Origin of the sequence: Streptomyces physcomitrii, from assembly GCF_012273655.1 — a bacterium.
Taxonomy (GTDB): Bacteria; Actinomycetota; Actinomycetes; order Streptomycetales; family Streptomycetaceae; genus Streptomyces; species Streptomyces physcomitrii.
On the sequence record NZ_JAAWWP010000021.1, the window covers coordinates 68,398 to 86,231 of the forward strand.

At 72.5% G+C, this 17,834-nt stretch carries 13 protein-coding genes; 7 read left to right on the forward strand and 6 right to left on the reverse strand.

The window, feature by feature from the left end; genetic code table 11:
* Positions 1-28: 28 nt before the first annotated feature.
* A complete protein-coding gene (locus HFV08_RS26505) occupies positions 29-1,612 on the reverse strand; it encodes a hypothetical protein (RefSeq protein ID WP_210430809.1) in 1,584 nt (527 codons plus the stop codon).
* Between the two features lie 5 nt (positions 1,613-1,617).
* Positions 1,618-1,872, reverse strand: coding sequence for a MoaD/ThiS family protein (locus HFV08_RS26510; RefSeq protein WP_168542982.1), 255 nt, complete (start codon positions 1,870-1,872; stop codon positions 1,618-1,620).
* Between the two features lie 355 nt (positions 1,873-2,227).
* Here HFV08_RS26510 and HFV08_RS26515 point away from each other — a divergent pair, with 355 nt between their 5' ends.
* Together HFV08_RS26515 and HFV08_RS26520 are read left to right on the forward strand one after the other, a co-directional pair.
* Positions 2,228-2,671 (forward strand): effector-associated constant component EACC1, encoded by a 444-nt coding sequence (locus HFV08_RS26515; protein ID WP_168542983.1) that lies wholly within the window; start codon positions 2,228-2,230, stop codon positions 2,669-2,671.
* A complete protein-coding gene (locus tag HFV08_RS26520) occupies positions 2,668-4,644 on the forward strand; it encodes a caspase, EACC1-associated type (RefSeq protein ID WP_168542984.1) in 1,977 nt (658 codons plus the stop codon). The genes HFV08_RS26515 and HFV08_RS26520 overlap by 4 nt, the downstream gene beginning before the upstream one ends.
* Before the next feature lie 118 nt (positions 4,645-4,762).
* Here HFV08_RS26520 and HFV08_RS26525 read toward each other — a convergent pair whose 3' ends face one another.
* A complete protein-coding gene (locus HFV08_RS26525; protein ID WP_168542985.1) occupies positions 4,763-5,746 on the reverse strand; it encodes an alpha/beta hydrolase family protein in 984 nt (327 codons plus the stop codon).
* Positions 5,747-6,078: 332 nt separating this feature from the next.
* Between HFV08_RS26525 and HFV08_RS26530 the strand changes: the two genes are divergently transcribed.
* Together HFV08_RS26530 and HFV08_RS26535 are read left to right on the forward strand one after the other, a co-directional pair.
* Complete coding sequence (locus tag HFV08_RS26530) at positions 6,079-6,903, forward strand: winged helix-turn-helix transcriptional regulator (protein ID WP_040251974.1); 825 nt, start codon at positions 6,079-6,081, stop codon at positions 6,901-6,903.
* Positions 6,904-6,926: 23 nt separating this feature from the next.
* Positions 6,927-7,949, forward strand: coding sequence for a LacI family DNA-binding transcriptional regulator (locus tag HFV08_RS26535; RefSeq protein WP_040251971.1), 1,023 nt, complete (start codon positions 6,927-6,929; stop codon positions 7,947-7,949).
* Between the two features lie 379 nt (positions 7,950-8,328).
* Here HFV08_RS26535 and HFV08_RS26540 read toward each other — a convergent pair whose 3' ends face one another.
* Positions 8,329-10,098 (reverse strand): trypsin-like serine protease, encoded by a 1,770-nt coding sequence (locus tag HFV08_RS26540; protein ID WP_168542986.1) that lies wholly within the window; start codon positions 10,096-10,098, stop codon positions 8,329-8,331.
* 524 nt (positions 10,099-10,622) lie between these two features.
* Between HFV08_RS26540 and HFV08_RS26545 the strand changes: the two genes are divergently transcribed.
* From HFV08_RS26545 to HFV08_RS26555, 3 genes are all read left to right on the forward strand, one after another.
* Positions 10,623-11,846, forward strand: a complete 1,224-nt coding sequence (locus tag HFV08_RS26545) for a S1C family serine protease (protein WP_168542987.1) — start codon at positions 10,623-10,625, stop codon at positions 11,844-11,846.
* Between the two features lie 242 nt (positions 11,847-12,088).
* Complete coding sequence (locus HFV08_RS26550) at positions 12,089-12,826, forward strand: response regulator transcription factor (RefSeq protein WP_168542988.1); 738 nt, start codon at positions 12,089-12,091, stop codon at positions 12,824-12,826.
* Positions 12,823-14,307 (forward strand): sensor histidine kinase, encoded by a 1,485-nt coding sequence (locus HFV08_RS26555; RefSeq protein ID WP_168542989.1) that lies wholly within the window; start codon positions 12,823-12,825, stop codon positions 14,305-14,307. The genes HFV08_RS26550 and HFV08_RS26555 overlap by 4 nt, the downstream gene beginning before the upstream one ends.
* A gap of 137 nt (positions 14,308-14,444) precedes the next feature.
* Here the strand turns inward: HFV08_RS26555 and HFV08_RS26560 are convergent, their stop codons facing one another.
* Together HFV08_RS26560 and HFV08_RS26565 are read right to left on the reverse strand one after the other, a co-directional pair.
* The gene (locus HFV08_RS26560) at positions 14,445-15,509 is read right to left on the reverse strand and encodes a phosphatidylinositol-specific phospholipase C (RefSeq protein ID WP_168542990.1); all 1,065 of its coding nucleotides are present in this window, start codon (positions 15,507-15,509) and stop codon (positions 14,445-14,447) included.
* A 284-nt stretch (positions 15,510-15,793) separates the two neighbouring features.
* Positions 15,794-17,626, reverse strand: coding sequence for a bifunctional metallophosphatase/5'-nucleotidase (locus HFV08_RS26565; protein ID WP_168542991.1), 1,833 nt, complete (start codon positions 17,624-17,626; stop codon positions 15,794-15,796).
* Positions 17,627-17,834 lie beyond the last annotated feature (208 nt).

Here is a 17,834-nt window from a genome sequence, read left to right on the forward strand (position 1 = left end):
GGGGACCGGAGCGGGCGTCCGGGCGGGCTCAGCCGAGGAGTTCGCCCGCCAGGTAGACGGCGGGTGCGGCGGCGGCCAGCGGCAGGGCCACGCCCGCGGTCATGTGCACGAAGCGGGACGGGTAGTCGTAGCTCGCCGCCCGGTGCCCGACCAGCGCGCAGACGCCCGCCGCGAGTCCGATCACCGCGCCCTCGACGGTGCTCGCGTCCCCGGCGAGGGCGCTCACCCCGGCCGTCACCGCGCCCATGCCCGCGGCGGCCAGCAGGGCGAGCAGCGCGGAGGGCGCGGTCGGCAGCGGCAGCGCGCGCACCAGCATCGCCAGGGCCACCGCGGCCCCGCCGACACCGACCGCCTCGGGCGGCGCGGCGAGGTGACCGGCGGCGACCACCGTCAGGGCGGCCGAGGTCAGGGTGGCCATCAGCGCCGTCATCCGCTCGTCGGCCGAGGCGGTGCTGCGCAGTTGCAGGACCAGGGTGCCGAGCACCGCGAGCGCGATCGCGCCGAGCAGCGCCACCGGGGCGTTCCCGCGCCCGCCCGCGAGCACCGCCACGTCCGCGGTGAGCCCGGCGGCGAAGGCGAGCAGGATCCCCTGCCGCGCGGGCCACATCCCGTTCAGCCGGAACCAGCCCGCCGCGGTCACGGCCTGCAGCAGCACCAGCGGCACCACCAGCCCGTACGCGCCGGCCGCCGAGGCCCCGCAGAGGATCAGCGCGAGCAGCGCGGTCAGCCCCGCGGGCTGGAGCCCCGGCTCGATGACCGGCGAGCGGCCCTCCGCCCGCGCCCGCTGCGCCGCGGTGAGCGGCTCGTCCCGGGGCGGGACCGGCGCCGCCCCGTGCCCCGGCGCCGCGAAGGCCGCGGGGGCGGGCTCCCGCCCGGCGGCCCCCCGCGCTCCGGGCTGCTGCCCGGCCGCCGGATACTCCGCGGACTCCGCCTGCTGCTGCGGAAGCGGAAAGGCCGTGTCGGTGTCCGTCGCCTGCGGCTGTGACTGGGGCTGGGGCTGGGGCTGTGACTGTGACTGGGGCTGTGACTGCGGGAGCGGCTGGTCGTACGTCCCGTAACCGGGGTGCCCGGCGTGGGCGGCGGGCTGCGCGTCGTACGCCCCGCCGCCGTCCGGGGTGTACCCGCCGGAGGCGCCGGGTGCCGCGCCGTACTGCCCGTTTCCGTCCGGCCCGCCGTACTGTCCCGGCCCGTCCGGGGCGCCGGGCGCCGCGCCGTACGGCGCGCCCGGCCGGCCCTCGTACGGCTGCTGCCCCGGGTAGCCGTCCTGTCCGGCGTAGGGCTGCTGACCGGTGTAGGGCTCCTGTCCGGAGTAGGACCGCTCACCGGAGTAGGACTGCTGTCCGCCGTACTGCTGCGGGTTCTCGTAGGCGTACGTCCGCGGGTCGGGGCCGGGGTAGGCCTGCTGCCCGGGGTACTGCTCCTGTCCCGGGTACGACTGCGGGTCCCCGTAGGCGTAGGACTGCTGTCCGGGGTACGCGGGCGGCTGCTCGGCGGGGGTGCCCGGGTCGGCGGCGTACGGCTGCTGCTCGCCGTAGGGCCGCGGGTCCTCGTCTCGGGGACGGCGGGGGGAGGAGTGCTCGTAGGCGCCGTCCTCGTACGGCTGGTGCGTCATCGTGCTCATCCTCCTGCGAACGGCGGGAGCACTTCGACGGTGCCGCCCTCGGCCAGCCGTACCGTCTCATGTCCGCGGGTGCCCACGGGCAGCGAGTCGACCAGGAAGGAGCAGCGCGCGAGGACGCGGACCAGTTCGCCCGGGTGCCGCTCGCGGGCCGCGTCCAGCGCCTCCGCCAGCGTCGCCGCCTCGTACGGCTCCTGGTCCACCCCGGCCGCGGACTTCGCCGCCGCCCAGTAGCGGATCGTGCCGATCGCCATCCGGTGCTCCCTTTCCGGTTACTCGGCTGATGCTCCCGGGCGCGCCGACGCCCGTGGCGCGGCCTTCCGCGAGGTGCCGGTCCACTGTGCCACGACCGGCCCGGGCAACCGTCCCGTACGGGCTGCGGGCAGGCACCTACGCGGCGGGAGGCACGGACAAGGTGCGCCGGTGGCAGTCCGATGGGCGGCCGTCCCCGGTACCGGCCCGACTCCGACCGACCGCGCGCCAACTCCGTGCCGCACGGCGGGAGATGGCTGGAGAACTCCGCACCTTCACATTAATTCCGTTCATCAGGACGGAAGTTGTGCCACCTTGAATCTGGATGTGCATGCACACGAGGGAACGGGGAGAGGCATGCGGATCACGTTCACCACACCGGGCATGGAGCGGGCGAAGGACGCGGAGGACCTGGAGTCGCTGGCGGACTGGCTGGCCCGGGACCGCGCGCTGCGCCTCGGCGGCGTCCGGGTAGAACCCCTCGCCGGACCGCCCACGGGCACGATGAGCGCACACACCGATACCGTCCAGGCGGTGTGCGCGGCCGTGTCGACAGTCCTGCTCCTCGCCGAGAGCGTGCGCTCTTGGTACTCCTCGAGGCGGGACCGGGAATCGGCGCCCCGAGTGATCGTCCAGGTGTACGGCGCGGGCAGCGAGGCCGGACAGATCCGGGAACTCCTGCGCGCAACAGGCTGTGAACTCGGGGAACCGGCGGCGGAGTCCGCAGCGGACGGAACGACCGAAGGCGGCACCACCGGAACCGGCGGGCCCGCCTCCGCGGACGACGAGGACGCCCGGTGACCGGCGTGCCCGCCCCCGGCCAGGACAGTGCGGACGTCGACAAGGGGCGCGTAGATCCGGCACGCTCTGTCTGCCTGCTCGTCGGCGTGGACGACTACGAGACGCTGGAGCGCCTGACGAGCGTCATACACAACCTTGCCCGCCTCGCGGAGATCTTCCGCGACAAGGACATCGGCGGCTTCCCCGAGGACCGGGTGATCCTCCTCGCCAACCCGCGCGAGGCCACCGACCTCACCGACGCCATCGAGCGAGCCGGGGAGCGCGCCGAGGACACCCTGCTCGTGTACTACGCGGGGCACGGCCTCCTCAGCACGGAGAACCGGCTCTACCTGACCCTGCCCAAGTCGCGCCCCGCCCGCCCTGAGGGCTGGGTCAACACCACGCACATAAGAGACGCCATCGAGCGCAGTGCGGCCCGGCGGATCGTGCTCATCCTGGACTGCTGCTTCAGCGGCGGCTGGGTGCGGCAGGGTGAGGAGTACTCCGGGATCAACGGCGCCGACCTCGCCCTCGGCACCCTGGACGAACTCAGCACGGGCACCTACACCCTGGCCTCCGCCCCGCACAACCGACGCTCCCACGCACCTCACGCGGACCGCCCCTCGGCCTTCACCGGCGCCCTCGTCGACACCCTGACCACGGGCGACCCCGAAGGGGGCGAGACACTCAGCCTGGGCAGCATCTTCGTACAGGTGCGGCGCCGGGTGCTGGCCATGCGCCTGCCCGAGTCGCAGGAGCCGCAGGCCCGCGACGAGAACGGCCTCGCCGACCTGGGGCTCGTCCTGAACGCCGCCCGCCGCCCGGCTCCGCCGCCACCGGAGCCCGTGCACCCACCGGCGCCTCTCGCCCGCCGCAAGCTGCTCCTCTGCGCGACTGCCGGGCTGGCCCTGGGGGTCCTCGGCACGCTCTTGGCGCCACCGCTCGCGCACCGGCTGGACCCCGGCACCCCGCAGCACGCCTACGGGGACTGCTCCCCCGACGCCGCGCTGCTCGACCACTCCGACGCACTGGACAAGACGGAGACCGACAGCGAGGCCGTCGAGGGCCTCTCCGGGCTGAGCTTCGCCCCGGGGCAGCCGGGGAAGCTGTACGCCGTCACCGACAACGAACCGACGCGGATCTTCCCGCTCGGCTTCGGCACCGCCGAGAAACTGACCCCGAAGGCCGGGCGCGCCCGTACGTTGCGGGGCGGCGAGGGCAGCCAGGGGCTCGGCTGGCTCGACGCGGAGGCCCTCGCGGTGGAGAAGGGCGCCAGGACCGCGCTGGTGGCCGCCGAGACCGGGCCGACCCTACGGCGGTTCAGCCTGGAGTCGGGCCTCCAGGTCGGGAAGGCGCTGCCACTGCCCTCCACCCTGAGCACCTGGCCCGAGGGCGGTGCGCAGACCGGACGGACCCTCGAGTCCCTGGCGATCACGCCGAAGGCGGAGCACCTCTACCTCGCCACCGAGGCACCGCTGGCGCAGGACGGCGACGAACGCGGCAGGGGCCTGATCCGCATCCAGCGCTTCACCGGCACCCCGAACGGCGACTACCGGGCCGACGAGGAGTTCGCCTACCGCACCGACCCCGGACTGAACCTGGTGGAGCTGGTGGCTGTGGACGAGGACCGTCTGCTCGCCCTGGAACGGCAGTACACCGAGGGTCTGGGAAACGCGATCCGGGTCAAGGACATCTCGCTGCGGGGCGCGGCCGACGTGTCCCGGGAGAAGTCCCTCTACCAGGCACCCGCCGACGTCTTCCTGCACAGCACCCTGCTCTTCGACCTCGCGGACTGCCCGGCGGGCAGCCCGGGGGAGGTCGCACCCGCAGGCGTCCAGGCCAACCCGCTGCTCGGCAACGTGGAGGGGATGGCCCTGGGCAGCACACTGACCGACGGCCCCCACGAGGGCCGTCGCTCCCTGTTCCTGGTGACCGACGACAACGGCAGCAAGGCCCAGATCACGCGGCTGTACTCGATGGCCGTAGCGCTCTGACGCGCTGCACCTGGACTCTGCGGCTCCTCGGTTCACCGACTGTGCGGCTCCCCCGGCCGGGTCACCGTGCCCCACGGCCGCGGGTGCCGCACGCGCTGGAGCCGTCCGAGGCGCGCGCTCATCCGTCAGGAAGGTCGCGGTCGTCCGCGCTCACCGTGGCACGGCGCACGATCCACTTCCCGATCCGGTCGAGGACCGCGTCCGGGGCCGCGTTCTCCGCGTGGCCCATGCCCGGCTCGATCCACAGCTCGGCGTGGCCGTCCGCGGCCCGGGCCAGCATGTGCGGATGGTCGAGCGGGAAGTAGGGGTCCCGGTCGCCGTGGACCAGGAGCAGCGGGACCGGCGCGATGTACGGGACGGCCTCGGCGGGCGAGGGCGGGACCGGGTTCCAGTCGCGGGAGTGGATCCGGGTGCGGAAGCCGAGGCGGCCGACCAGGCGTCCCTCGGGCCGCAGCACCAGCCAGTGCAGCCTGCGCATGGGTGCCGTGCCCCGGTAGAACCACCGGGCGGGGGCGCTCACGGAGACCACCGCCACCGGTCGCGCTGCCGTGCGCCCCTTGTGCGCCCCCTGCGCTGCCGAGCACTCCCCTGCTCCCCCGGCCTCGGCGGCGGCACGGCCGCTCCCGGCCAGGGCCTCGTCCGCCGGGTCCGCCGCCTGGGCCGCCCGGTCCGCCTCTGCCCGCGCCTCCGCCGCGTGCCGGAGCACCACCGAGCCGCCCATGGAGAAGCCCACGGTCGCCACCCGCCGGTAGCCGAGCGAGCGGGCCCACGCCACGACGGCCGCCAGATCGAGCAGCTCCCGGTCGCCGACCGTGGAACGTCCGCCGGAACCCCCGTGACCGCGAAAGGAAAACGTGACCACGGGCGCGTAACGCGTGAGAACCCGCGCGGCGCGGCGCAGATGCGGGCGGTCACGCGAACCGGTGAATCCGTGCGCGAGGACGATCACAAGATCATCCGGGGCGGTCCCGGACCCCGGACCGGGCGCGTGGGCGGCCTCCAGGGCCACTCCGTCCGAGGTGTGGACGGTCCCGAGCTGGGCAGGCGCCGTGACGGGCCGCACAGAAGAGCCATGGTTCCGACCTGCCTCATCACCACTCATGTGGGCTATTCTGCTGGGAATGAGGATCCGGGCAGCGACGCCCCCGGGTCCTTTTGTGCTTCGGGTGGCGCTGCCACCGCGTTGTATACGAACGGCCCTCCGCGATTCCCCCCGGGGAACCGCGGATAAGAGCACTCTGGCCGTCCGACGGCAACGGCGCCGTCGGACGCGCGGCACACTGCTTCCCCGGAAGCGGTGCCGCACCGTACGAAGCAGTGCCGCATGACCCGGGCCCCCGGGGCCCGGAGGTACCCCCATCGAAGGGACCGAGGAGGAACCGACGAAATGGGCGAGCGAACCGTGCACACGACGCGCAGGGCAGGTGGAGTCCGATGAGCTCCCTGCTGCTGCTGACCAACGCCCTCCAGCCGTCGACGGAGGTGCTCCCCGCGCTCGGCCTGCTGCTGCACAACGTGCGGGTCGCCCCCGCCGAGGGCCCCGCACTCGTGGACACCCCGGGCGCCGACGTCATCCTGATCGACGGCCGCCGGGACCTGCCGCAGGTCCGCAACCTGTGTCAGCTGCTGCGCTCCACCGGACCCGGCTGCCCGCTCGTGCTCGTCGTGACCGAGGGCGGGCTCGCCGCGGTCACCGCGGACTGGGGCATCGACGACGTGCTGCTGGACACCGCGGGACCGGCCGAGGTCGAGGCCCGGCTGCGGCTCGCGATGGGCCGCCAGCAGATCGCCACCGACGACTCCCCGATGGAGATCCGCAACGGCGACCTCTCGGTCGACGAGGCCACCTACAGCGCCAAGCTCAAGGGCCGGGTGCTCGACCTCACCTTCAAGGAGTTCGAGCTCCTGAAGTACCTGGCCCAGCACCCGGGCCGGGTCTTCACCCGCGCCCAGCTGCTCCAGGAGGTCTGGGGCTACGACTACTTCGGCGGCACCCGCACGGTCGATGTGCACGTGCGAAGGCTGCGCGCCAAGCTCGGCCCCGAACACGAGTCGCTGATCGGCACCGTCCGCAACGTCGGCTACCGCTTCGTCACCCCGGAGAAGCCGGACCGCGGCGCTTCCGCAGGTGAGGGGAGCTCCGGCAAGGGCGCCGGGAAGTCCGCGAAGAGCGGGGCAAAGCAGGACGACTCGGACGAGGACGCGGCGGCGAGGGTCGTCGCGGAAGCAGAAGCAGCGGTACGCCCTGCAAAGAGGTAGGGGTGCCCGCGTAGACTTCGCGGGTGGCCAAGGTGACGCGGGACGACGTGGCGCGACTGGCGGGTACTTCGACCGCGGTCGTCAGCTATGTGATCAACAACGGACCCCGGCCGGTCGCCCCGGCCACCCGTGAGCGGGTACTCGCCGCGATCAAGGAGCTGGGGTACCGGCCGGACCGTGTGGCGCAGGCGATGGCCTCGCGCCGCACGGACCTCATAGGCATGATCGTGCCGGACGCCCGCCAGCCCTTCTTCGCGGAGATGGCGCACGCGGTCGAGCAGGCCGCCGCCGACCGCGGAAAGATGGTCCTGGTCGGCAACTCCGACTACCTCGACGAGCGCGAGGTCCACTATCTGCGGGCCTTCCTCGGCATGCGGGTCTCGGGCCTGATCCTGGTCAGCCAGGGTCCCAGCGAGACCGCCGCGGTCGAGATAGACGCCTGGGACGCGCGGGTGGTGCTGCTGCACCGCCGCCCCGAGGCGATCGAGGACGTCGCCGTCGTCACCGACGACGTCAGCGGCGCCCAGCTCGCCACCAGCCACCTCCTCGACCACGGGCACGCCTACGTGGCCTGCCTCGGCGGCACCGAGGAGACCCCGGCGGTCGGCGACCCCGTCTCCGACCATGTCGAGGGCTGGCGGCGCGCGATGGACGAGGCCGGGCGCTCCACCGAGGGGCGCCTTTTCCAGGCCCCGTACAACCGCTACGACGCCTATCAGGTCGCGCTGCGGCTGCTCGACGGTCCCGACCGGCCGCCGGCCATCGTCTGCGCCACCGACGACCAGGCCATCGGGGTGCTGCGGGCCGCGCGCGAGCTGCGGATCGACGTGCCGGGCGGTCTCGCCGTCGCGGGCTTCGACGACGTCAAGGAAGCCGGGCTGACCGATCCGCCGCTGACCACGGTCGCCAGCGACCGGCAGGCCATGGCGCGCGCCGCGGTCGACCTCGTCCTCGACGACGGGCTGCGGGTCGCGGGATCCCGCCGCGAACGCCTCAAGCTCTTCCCGTCCCGTCTGGTCATCCGCCGGTCCTGCGGCTGCGACTGAGCGCATGGGGACGCCGGGGAACACCGGGGGCGCGGCGGCGCGGCGCGCGCTCCCGCCGGTCGGTTCTTCGGTTCTTCGGCCGGTCGCACCAACACCCTTCGTACGTATGCCGATCCGGCGATCCGCCCATCCGGCGATCTGTCCATGGGCCGGTCCGACGGGCTTACGTACGAAGGGTGTCGGGATGAAGAGCGTTTGTATGAAGCGGGGGGATGAAGCGGGGCCGGGCGGGTGGATCCGGGGTGGTTTCGAGGATGAGGGTCGGTTCATCGCATGGGCGGTGAACCGACGACCTCACCGACGTTGAAGTGATCAACCGCCGAGCCGATCAGCCTTCGGATGCTCATCCGACTGATCAGCCGACTGGTCAACCGTCTGATCAGAACAGCAGGTTGTACTGGTTGAAGCCGGTGCCCAGACTGGTGGGGGCGGCGAAGAGGTCGGCCGAGGCCTTCCCGGTGCCCTTGTGCAGCCAGAGCTTCCCGGCGGAGTCACGGGTGAGGACGTCCGCGATCCCGTCGCCGGTCAGGTCGCCGTCGGTCACCATGGCGCTGTACTTCCAGCCGGTACGGGCCTGGATCCGCGCCGCCCACGGGGACTTGGCGTTGCCGGTGCCCCGGTAGAGCCACAGGGTGTTGCCGCTGTCCTTGACCAGCAGGTCGGCCTTGCCGTCCCCGGAGAGGTCACCCCGCCCGTACACCTTCACGTTCTTCCAGGACTTGTCGACCACCTTGATCTTGGCCGCGAACTGCCCGTTGCCCTTGCCCGGGTACAGATACGCCGAGCCGTCGGTGTCCACCACGACCAGGTCCGGCCACCCGTCCCCGGTCATGTCCCCCGGGAAGGCGTACGAGGGGTAGCCGCCCCAGACCGAGGAGATCTCGCCCCACTTCCAGGTCCAGCTCTGGTGGTCCAGGTAGTTGCGGTACAGCTTGCCGTCGGCCGTGTCCCGGATGACCAGGTCCTGGAACCAGTCCCGGTCCAGGTCAACCTGGAGCCCCCAGCCGAGCGACTCCCAGCCGTGGCTGACGAAGGCGCGCTGCGCGAGTCCGGTGCCGGTGCTGTCCTGCTGGAAGAGGCCGCCGGAGGGCGTACGGGCGAGCAGGTCGGCGCGGCCGTCGAAGGAGAGGTCGGCGTCGTCGATCCGCGGCTGCGCGGCCCAGGCGTACGAACTGACCTTGGAGAAGACCGGATAGGCGCCCTTGGCGGTGCAGCCCTCCACGCCCCAGGAGACGATGCCCGCGATCTTGCCGTTCACCACGAGCGGGCCGCCGGAGTCGCCGTTGCAGGGGCTGGTGGTCCCCTCGTCGGCGCCCGAGGCGGGCGTACCCGCGCAGGCCATGGAGCCCTCGACGAAGTAGTCCTGCCCGAAGACCTCGCCGAGCGCGCTGTCGCAGGTGGCGTCGGCGACCATCGGCAGCTCGGCCTTGCGCAGCTTCGCCGCCGGCGGTGCGCCCGGGGCGCCGGAGGTCAGGCCCCAGCCGTAGACGGTGCCCTTGGTGCCGGGGGTGTAGAGGGAGCTGTCGTTCGAGGCCGCGAGGCGCAGCCAGGCGCTCTCCAGCGGCGAGGAGAGGGTGAGGACGGCGATGTCGTCCTTGATCGTCTCCGGGTTGTAGCGGGGGTGGTTCCACTGGGCGTGGACGCCGGTCACGGTGCCGTTCTCGTAGTCGTCGAGGTCGGTGGTGCCGGACAGGACGGCGCCGTTCTTCGCCCAGTCGAGGCCCGCGACGCAGTGCGCGGCGGTGAGGACCTTGTTCGGGGCGACCAGTGCGCCGCCGCAGAACCAGCCCTCCCCGGTGGACTCGTCGTAGTAGCCGAGCTGGACCATCCACGGGGCCTTGGCGATGGTGGTCTCGCTGCCGCCGATGATGAACGGCGTCGCCTTCGGGGCCTTGCGGCGGGTGCCGTCCGGCTCGGCGACGGCGTTGTGCCGCTGGGCGGCGCGCAGGCGCTCCCGCAGCTCGTGCGCGGAGGCCTTCGGCTTCGGGACCGGCTTCGCGAGCCCCGCCGCGGGCAGTCCGGGCGGCTGCTCGTCCGCGGCGGCGGGCCCGGCGGCGAGGGCTCCGGCACAGCTGAGCGCCAGGGCGAGGGTGACGGCGGACAGGCCGGTGAGGGCCCGTCTGCTCCGGCCACGCAGGACACGTATCACGGGGGTCTCCGGGAGGGTGAGGTGAGCTGAGGTGAAGCCGGGCGAGATGGGGTGAGGTGAAGTGAGCGGGGCAGAGGGAGCGTTCAGGCCTCGGCAGGAAGGGCCCGCAGCTCAGGAAAGACGGCCCGCGCCGCTTCAGCCGGCCCGCGCCGCGTCGCGTTCTCCGGCTCGTCGAGCCTAGAACGCGCCGCGATCTCCGCACAGGAACGTCGTAGAAGACGGCCGGATCACGGTCAATCACGGCCGATCACACGGGAGTTGTCCCGTTTCTGTCCGTTCCTTCTTCTGAAGTCGACTCCTGGCGACCGGAGTTGAACGGTCGCCTCAGTCCGCTCCACCTGTCGCAAGCTCCTCTGCGCCCCTTCCTGCCTCTCCGTCCCTCCGCCGCTCCCTCCCCCATTTCTGCTCTCTGCCGTCTCTCCCCCGGCCGCCGCCCCGGTCCTTATATGGGGCATACGCACTTCTGCCGGGCTTCTCAGGGCGCGCTCAGGCAGCTCTCATCTACGGCGCCGAGTCTGGTTGTCATGAACGAGAACACCCGCCAGAGCGGCGCCTACGACCAGGACGGCCCCGAGGGGTCGTCGCACTCCGAGCAGTACGGCCCCGGGCCGGGCGCACCGCAGGGCGGCTACCCGCCCCGCCCGGCGCACGAGCCCGCGGGGCACCGCGCGACCGGCGGCGGAACGCACGCCTGGCCGAGCCAGGCCGGCTGGAGCGGCCAGAGTGGCTGGAGCGGCTGGAGCGGCCACGGCGGTCAGGGCGGCCACGGCGGTCAGGGCGGCTCCGGTACGGACGGTGGCGTCGGCGGCGGGGACGGTGGCGTCGGCGGCGGTGTTCCGGTGGGCGGTCACGGGGAGCGGCGGCGGGCCCGGCGGCCGGTGGCCCTCTTCGCGGCGGTCGCGCTGGTGGCGGCCGCGGTGGGCGGCGGCACCGCCTACGCCGTGCAGGAGCTGAACGACAGCGGTCAGGCCACGGCGACCAGCGCCACCGGCACGGTGAACGGCACCAGCGTGGCCACCAGCAGCAAGGGCACGGTCGCGGGCGTTGCCGCCGCGGTGAGCCCGAGCATCGTCGAGGTGACGGCGTCCGCGCAGGGCGGGAAGTCCACCGGCTCCGGGGTGATCGTCACCGCGGACGGGGAGATCGTCACCAACAACCACGTGGTCGCGGGCGCCTCCTCGGTCAAGGTGACCACGAACGACGGCAAGTCCTACCGCGCCGAGGTGGTCGGCACGGACAGCAAGAAGGACCTGGCCCTGCTCAAGGCGAGCGGCGCCCCGAAGCTCAAGCCCGCCTCCCTCGGCGACTCCTCGGACCTCCAGGTCGGCCAGGACGTGGTCGCGATCGGCTCGCCCGAGGGCCTCAGCGGGACCGTCACCCGGGGCATCGTCTCCGCCCTGGACCGGGATGTCACGGTCGCCAGCGAGCAGGAGCAGCAGCCGCAGACGCCGGGCCCCGGGGACGGCTGGCCCTTCGAGTTCGGCGGCCGCCAGTTCAACGGCGACACCGGCTCCTCGACCACCACGTACAAGGCGATCCAGACCGACGCCTCGCTGAACCCGGGCAACTCCGGTGGCGCGCTGATCAATATGAACGGCGAGATCATCGGGATCAACTCCGCGATGTACGCACCGAGTTCGAGCAGCGGCGGCTCCGGTGACTCGGGCAGCGCGGGCCTCGGCTTCGCCATCCCGGTCAATACGGTGAAGGCCGACCTGGACCAGTTGCGGTCGGGGGCGAGCAGCTGAGGGGTGACGGCGGCCGGTGGCGGATGGCACGGGTCCTGGGACGGCGGGGGCGGGGATCGCGCGACCTGGGATCGGCGGACCCGGGGACTGCGGATCCAGGGACCGCCGATCCCAGGACAGGCCGTGCCCCCCGCCGGGCCGCGTCCCCGCCCCCTCGTACCCTTCCGGCGTGCAAGGCTGAGTCCGACCGCGCTGGGACCGAGCGTCCCCTCCCGCCCCCGCCGTATCCGAGGAACCCGCCCATGTCACCCGCCCCCGGCGCCGAAGGCGCACCGCAGCAGCGCATCCTGATCGTCGACGACGAGCCCGCCGTGCGCGAGGCGCTCCAGCGCTCGCTGGCCTTCGAGGGCTACGGCACCGAGATCGCCGCCGACGGCCTCGAAGCCCTGGAGAAGGACGGCTCGTACCGCCCCGATCTGGTCGTCCTGGACATCCAGATGCCGCGCATGGACGGCCTGACCGCCGCCCGGCGGATACGGGCCACCGGCAGCAGGGTCCCGATCCTGATGCTGACGGCGCGGGACACCGTGGGCGACCGGGTCACCGGACTGGACGCGGGCGCCGACGACTACCTGGTCAAGCCCTTCGAGCTGGACGAACTCCTGGCCCGCATCCGGGCCCTGCTGCGCCGCAGCTCGTACGCGACGGAGGAGGGCGGCGCCGAGGAGGGCGAGGTGCTCGCCTTCGGCGATCTGCGGATGGACCTCGCCACCCGGGAGGTCACGCGGGGCGGGCGCCGGGTGGAGCTGACCCGCACCGAGTTCACCCTCCTGGAGATGTTCCTGGCGCATCCGCGGCAGGTGCTGACCCGAGAGCAGATCCTCAAGGCGGTCTGGGGCTTCGACTTCGAGCCCACCTCCAACTCCCTGGACGTGTACGTGATGTACCTGCGCCGCAAGACGGAGGCGGGCGGCGAGCCGCGCCTCGTGCACACGGTGCGCGGGGTCGGGTACGCCCTGCGCGCGGGCGGTCCGGAGTGAGCGGACGGCTGCGCGCGCTGCCGCTGCGTTCCCGGCTCGCCCTGCTCGTGGCGGCGGCGGTCGCCCTGGCGGTGGCGATCGCGGCCACCGCCTGCTGGGTGCTCACCCGCAACCAGCTGCGGGACGAGCTGGACGACTCGCTGCGCAACACCACGGCCGCCGAGCCCTACCTCCAAGCCCTGCGGCAGAACTGCTCCCCCGACTCCCGTACCGGCGAGAACGCCCCGCCCGCCTTCGCCTACATCCAGACCGTGCAGGGCGACGGCTCCCGCTGCGTCGGCCTCGGCTCCAAGGCGGTGGACGTCGGCAGCGAGGACCAGCAGGTCGCGCTCGGGCTGCGGGGCAGCGCCCTGCACGACGCACGGACCGTCGACGGTGAACAGGTGCGCGTCTTCACGCAGTTGTCCGAGGGCCGGATCGCGGTGAGCATCTCCCGGCCGCTCACCGAGATCGACCAGTCCCTCAACCGGCTCGCCCTGCTGCTCGCCGCGGTCGCCGGGCTCGGCGTCTTCGGCGCCGGGGCCGCGGGCCTGTGGGTCGCCCGTACCGCGCTGCACCCGGTGGACGAACTCACCGGCGCCGTCGAGCATGTGACGCGCACCGAGGACCTGGCGGTGCAGATCCCGGTCGACGGCGACGACGAGATCGCCCGCCTCTCCCGCTCCTTCAACGCGATGACCACCGCCCTCGCCTCCTCGCGCGACCTCCAGCAGCAGCTGATCGCCGACGCGGGGCACGAACTGCGCACCCCGCTCACCTCGCTGCGCACCAATATCGACCTCCTGGTGCGCAGCGAGGAGAGCGGCCGGGACATCCCCGCCGACGACCGGCGCGCCCTGCTCGCCTCCGTCCAGGCCCAGATGGCCGAACTCGCCGCCCTCATCGGCGACTTGCAGGAACTCTCCCGCTCGGACACCGGCCAGCAGAGCAGCCGCGCCGAGGTGGTCGCCCTGCACGAACTGACCGCCACCGCCCTGGAGCGCGCCCGCCTGCGCGGCCCCGAACTGCACATCGACTCGGCCCTCGACCCCTGGTACGTACGCGCCGATCCGGCGACCCTGGAGCGCGCCCTGGTCAACATCCTGGACAACGCGGTGAAGTTCAGCCCGAGTGCGGGCACCATCGAAGTCAGCCTGTGCAAGGGCGAGTTGACGGTCCGGGACCATGGCCCCGGGATCGCCCCGGAGGAACTCCCGCACGTCTTCGACCGCTTCTGGCGCTCCCCCTCCGCCCGCGGCCTGCCCGGCTCCGGCCTCGGCCTGTCGATCGTGGCCCGTACGGTGCGGCAGGCGGGCGGCGAGATCGGCCTGCGGCCCGCCCACGGCGGCGGGACGGTGGCGACCCTGCGGCTGCCGGGCGCCTCCGAACCGCCCCCGCGACTGGAGGAGTCGGATGAGGGGCCGCCCACTCCCCCGGGCTCGGGTTCGGGTTCGAGCTCAGATTCGGGCTCGGGTTCGGGCTCAAGCTCGGGGGAGGTCTGAGGCCCCGGACCGGGACCACACGGGCGGCGGCCCACCGGAGTTCAACTCGCCGGTGTCAACGCGCCGATGCTCAACTCACCAGTTTCCAGTTGCTGTTCAGCGCGCAGGCACCCAACTCCTCCGCGAACGGTCGCTGTTCAGCGCGCCGCAGGGTTGTGCCGCAGCAGGGCGTCCAGCAGTCCGTCGGTGGCCTCGGGGAAGTCCAGCGGCACGATGCCGAGGCCCTGCCAGCCGCCGGCCTCGGAACCGTTCAGGAAGTCGCGCACCTGGGGGTTGAGGCGCTCGGCGTTGGAGGAGGGCGGCAGCAGCGCGGCGGTGCTGACGAAGTTGATGTACTGCTTGCCGGGCTCGTTCGCCGCCTTGCGGAAGTGGTCCTCGATCAGGGGGTACTTGCGCAGCGGTTCGGCGTTGTAGTCGTCCTGGATGTCGAAGACCGAGGCATCGCCCCAACGCACCCCGGGCAGACCGCCGTTGTCCGCGATGAGCACCACCTTGCCGCGCGCCTCGCCGAGCGTGGGCAGGGCGTCGGCGATGTGGAAGAGCGAACGCCAGCCCTTCCCGTCGAGGTAGTCGTCGAAGACCCGCCGGAACTCCGCGTCGCTCTCCTCGGAGTACTCCTGCTTGACCCGCATCAGTACGGTCTCGGAGGGCCGCGCGGCCAAGAAGTCCCGGCAGGCGGTGAGCACGTCGTCGAAGTTGAGGTTCTGGTAGAAGGCGGCGTGGTGGATGGTGAAGGCGTTCTCGAAGAGGCGGCAGCGGATGTCCAGGAAACGGACTCCGGCGTCCAGTTGCTCCCGTATCAGCAGGTCCTGGCACTCGACCCAGGGCCCGCCGAAACGCGCCCCCGAGTCATGCGTACCGGGGATCGTCAGCGCGCGCAGGGCGGTGGCGTCCCCGATCCCGCCCATCCAGTCCTGGACTCCGCGCAGACGGGCGCGGGTACGGGTGGTGCCGGGCGAGGGGAGCGGGTGCGCCTTCGGGGCAGGGGCCGGGGGCGCGGTCGCCGCGGCGGCGGAGTGCGCGCCCGCGAAGGCCAGCGCCCCGCCCGCGGCGACCGCCCCGGCCCTGCCGAGGAAGAAACGGCGGCTGGTGGCACGGGAGTTCGGGGTGGGGCCCGGCGCGAGGACCGGGTGCGAGGCGGTGTCCGGGGGCGGTACGGCGCCCGTGGTCGTGCCGAGGTCTGGGGTCACGTCAGCAGTCATGGCGGCAGCGAAGCACAGGGCGCGTCCGGCGGACAGGGTGCGGAGCGAACCAGTCCGTGTTGCACCGGTCCGCACCAGCGGGACCGGGAACGGGACACGAGAGGGCCCCGGCGGATTCCCACCGGGGCCCTCTCCGCGCGGGCCGGGCGCCAACTCCCGCCCCGCACGCACTACTTCACGCAGACCTGCTACTTCACGTAGACCGGCCTCTTCACGCGGACCGGCCTCTTCACGCGGACCTGCCTCTTCACGCAGACCTGCCTACCGCTGCTCCCCCGCTGCGGCTACTTCACCACCGTGATGCGGTCCGCCTTCGGCGGGGTGAGCGGCTTGTCGGCCGAGGAGTTGGCGGTGAGGTAGTCGTTGAAGGCCTTCAGGTCGTCGCCGCCGACCAGCGGCTTGGCGCCCTTGCCCAGTTCGGCGAAGCCGTCGCCGCCGCCCGCGAGGAAGGAGTTGAGGGCGACGCGGTAGGTGGCCTTCGGGTCGAGGGCCTTGCCGTCGAGCTCGACGGAGTCGGTGACCACCCGGGCGGCGCCGGACTTCGTCAGGTCCAGGGTGTAGGTGAAGCCGTCCGAGACCTGGAGGATCTTCGGCGCGGCCTCGTTGCCGCCGCTGACCTGCTGCTGAAGCGCCGTCACCAGTTGCGCGCCGGTGAGGTCGACCAGGTTGACGGTGTTGCTGAAGGGCTGCACCGTGAAGCCCTCGCCGTAGGTCACGACGCCGTCGCCCTCACTGCCGCTCGCCTTGTGCACCAGGTCGGCGCGGATGCCGCCCGGGTTCATCAGGGCCAGGTCGGTCTCGGGGTCGAGGGACTTGGCGTGGGCGAGCTGGGCGTCGGCGATCACATCGCCGAGGGGGGCCTCGGGCGCGGTCGCGGTGCCCTTGCCGGGCAGGTCGGCGGAGATGTAGCCGACGGGCTGGTTGGCGATCGGGGCGGCCAGCTCGTTCCAGCGGCCGATCAGCTTGGTGATGTCCGCGGCCTTCGGCTGCTCGCGGCTGACCACGTGGTTCGCCGACTTCACGCTGGTACGGACGATGTCCTGGGTCCGGCGGTCGTAGGTGAGCGTGGTGTCGGTGTACAGGCGCCCGAAGGAGGAGGCCGAGGTGACCATCCGCGGCTTGCCCGAGGGGTCGGGGATGTCGCAGACGTACGCCTGGTGGGTGTGGCCGGTGACCAGGGCGTCCACCTTGGGCGTGATGCCCTTGGCGATGTCGACGATCGGGCCGGAGACGCCGTCGCCCGCGCCGGGCGAGTCGCAGTCGTAGTTGTACGACTCGGAGGCCGGGGCGCCACCCTCGTGGATGAGCGCGACGATCGACTTCACGCCCTTGCGGTTCAGCTCGTTCGCGTACTTGTTGACCGTCTCGACCTCGTCGTGGAACTTCAGGCCCTTGATGCCCTCGGCGGAGACGATGTCCGGGGTGCCCTCCAGGGTCACGCCGATGAAGCCGATCTTGACGCCCTTGTGCTTCCAGACCGTGTACGGCTTGAGGATCGGCTTGTCCGTCTTCTCGTCGCGCACATTGGCGGCGAGGTAGGGGAAGTCGGCCCCCTTGAACTTCTTGCCCTCCTCGAAGCAGCCGTCCTTCGGGTGGCAGCCGCCCTTCTGCATCCGCGCGAGCTCGATGGCGCCCTCGTCGAACTCGTGGTTGCCGACGCCCGTGACGTCGAGGTCCAGCTTGTTCAGCGCCTCGATCGTCGGCTCGTCGTGGAAGAGCCCGGAGAGCAGGGGGCTCGCGCCGACCATGTCGCCCGCGCCCGCGGTCACGCTGTACTTCTGGCCCTTGCGGGCCGTGCGCAGCGAACTCGCCAGGTACTCCACGCCGCCCGCGTCGACCTTCTTGACCGAGCCGTCCGGCTGCACCTCGCTGACCTGGCCGGAGGACCCGGCGGGGGGCTCCAGGTTGCCGTGGAGGTCGTTGAAGGACAGCAGCTGGACGTCGACCGTGCGGCCCTTGCCGTGCCCATGGCCGTGACCGTGGCCGTGGCCCTTGCCGGTGCCGGCGACGGCGGGCAGCGCGGCCACCAGCCCGCCGACCGCGGCGAGCGAGGCCCCGGCGATGAGCAGGCGCCGGGTACGGGACCTCTTCTTGTGAGTCTGGGCTGTGGCGGACACAGGCCCCCCTGTGGGTTTCGAGGACGAGCAGACGGTTTCAGCAAGGCGCAGCCTAGGTTGACGCGCGTAGCCCAACCAGGGGGAACGGGTTACGGACTGGTTGCGAGCCGGGGACCGTCCCGCCCAGGAGGCCACATCCCGGTATGCAGTACGACAACTCACTCTTCCAGGCGAGATATCCACGCAGAAACGTCACCGCACGCCTGTA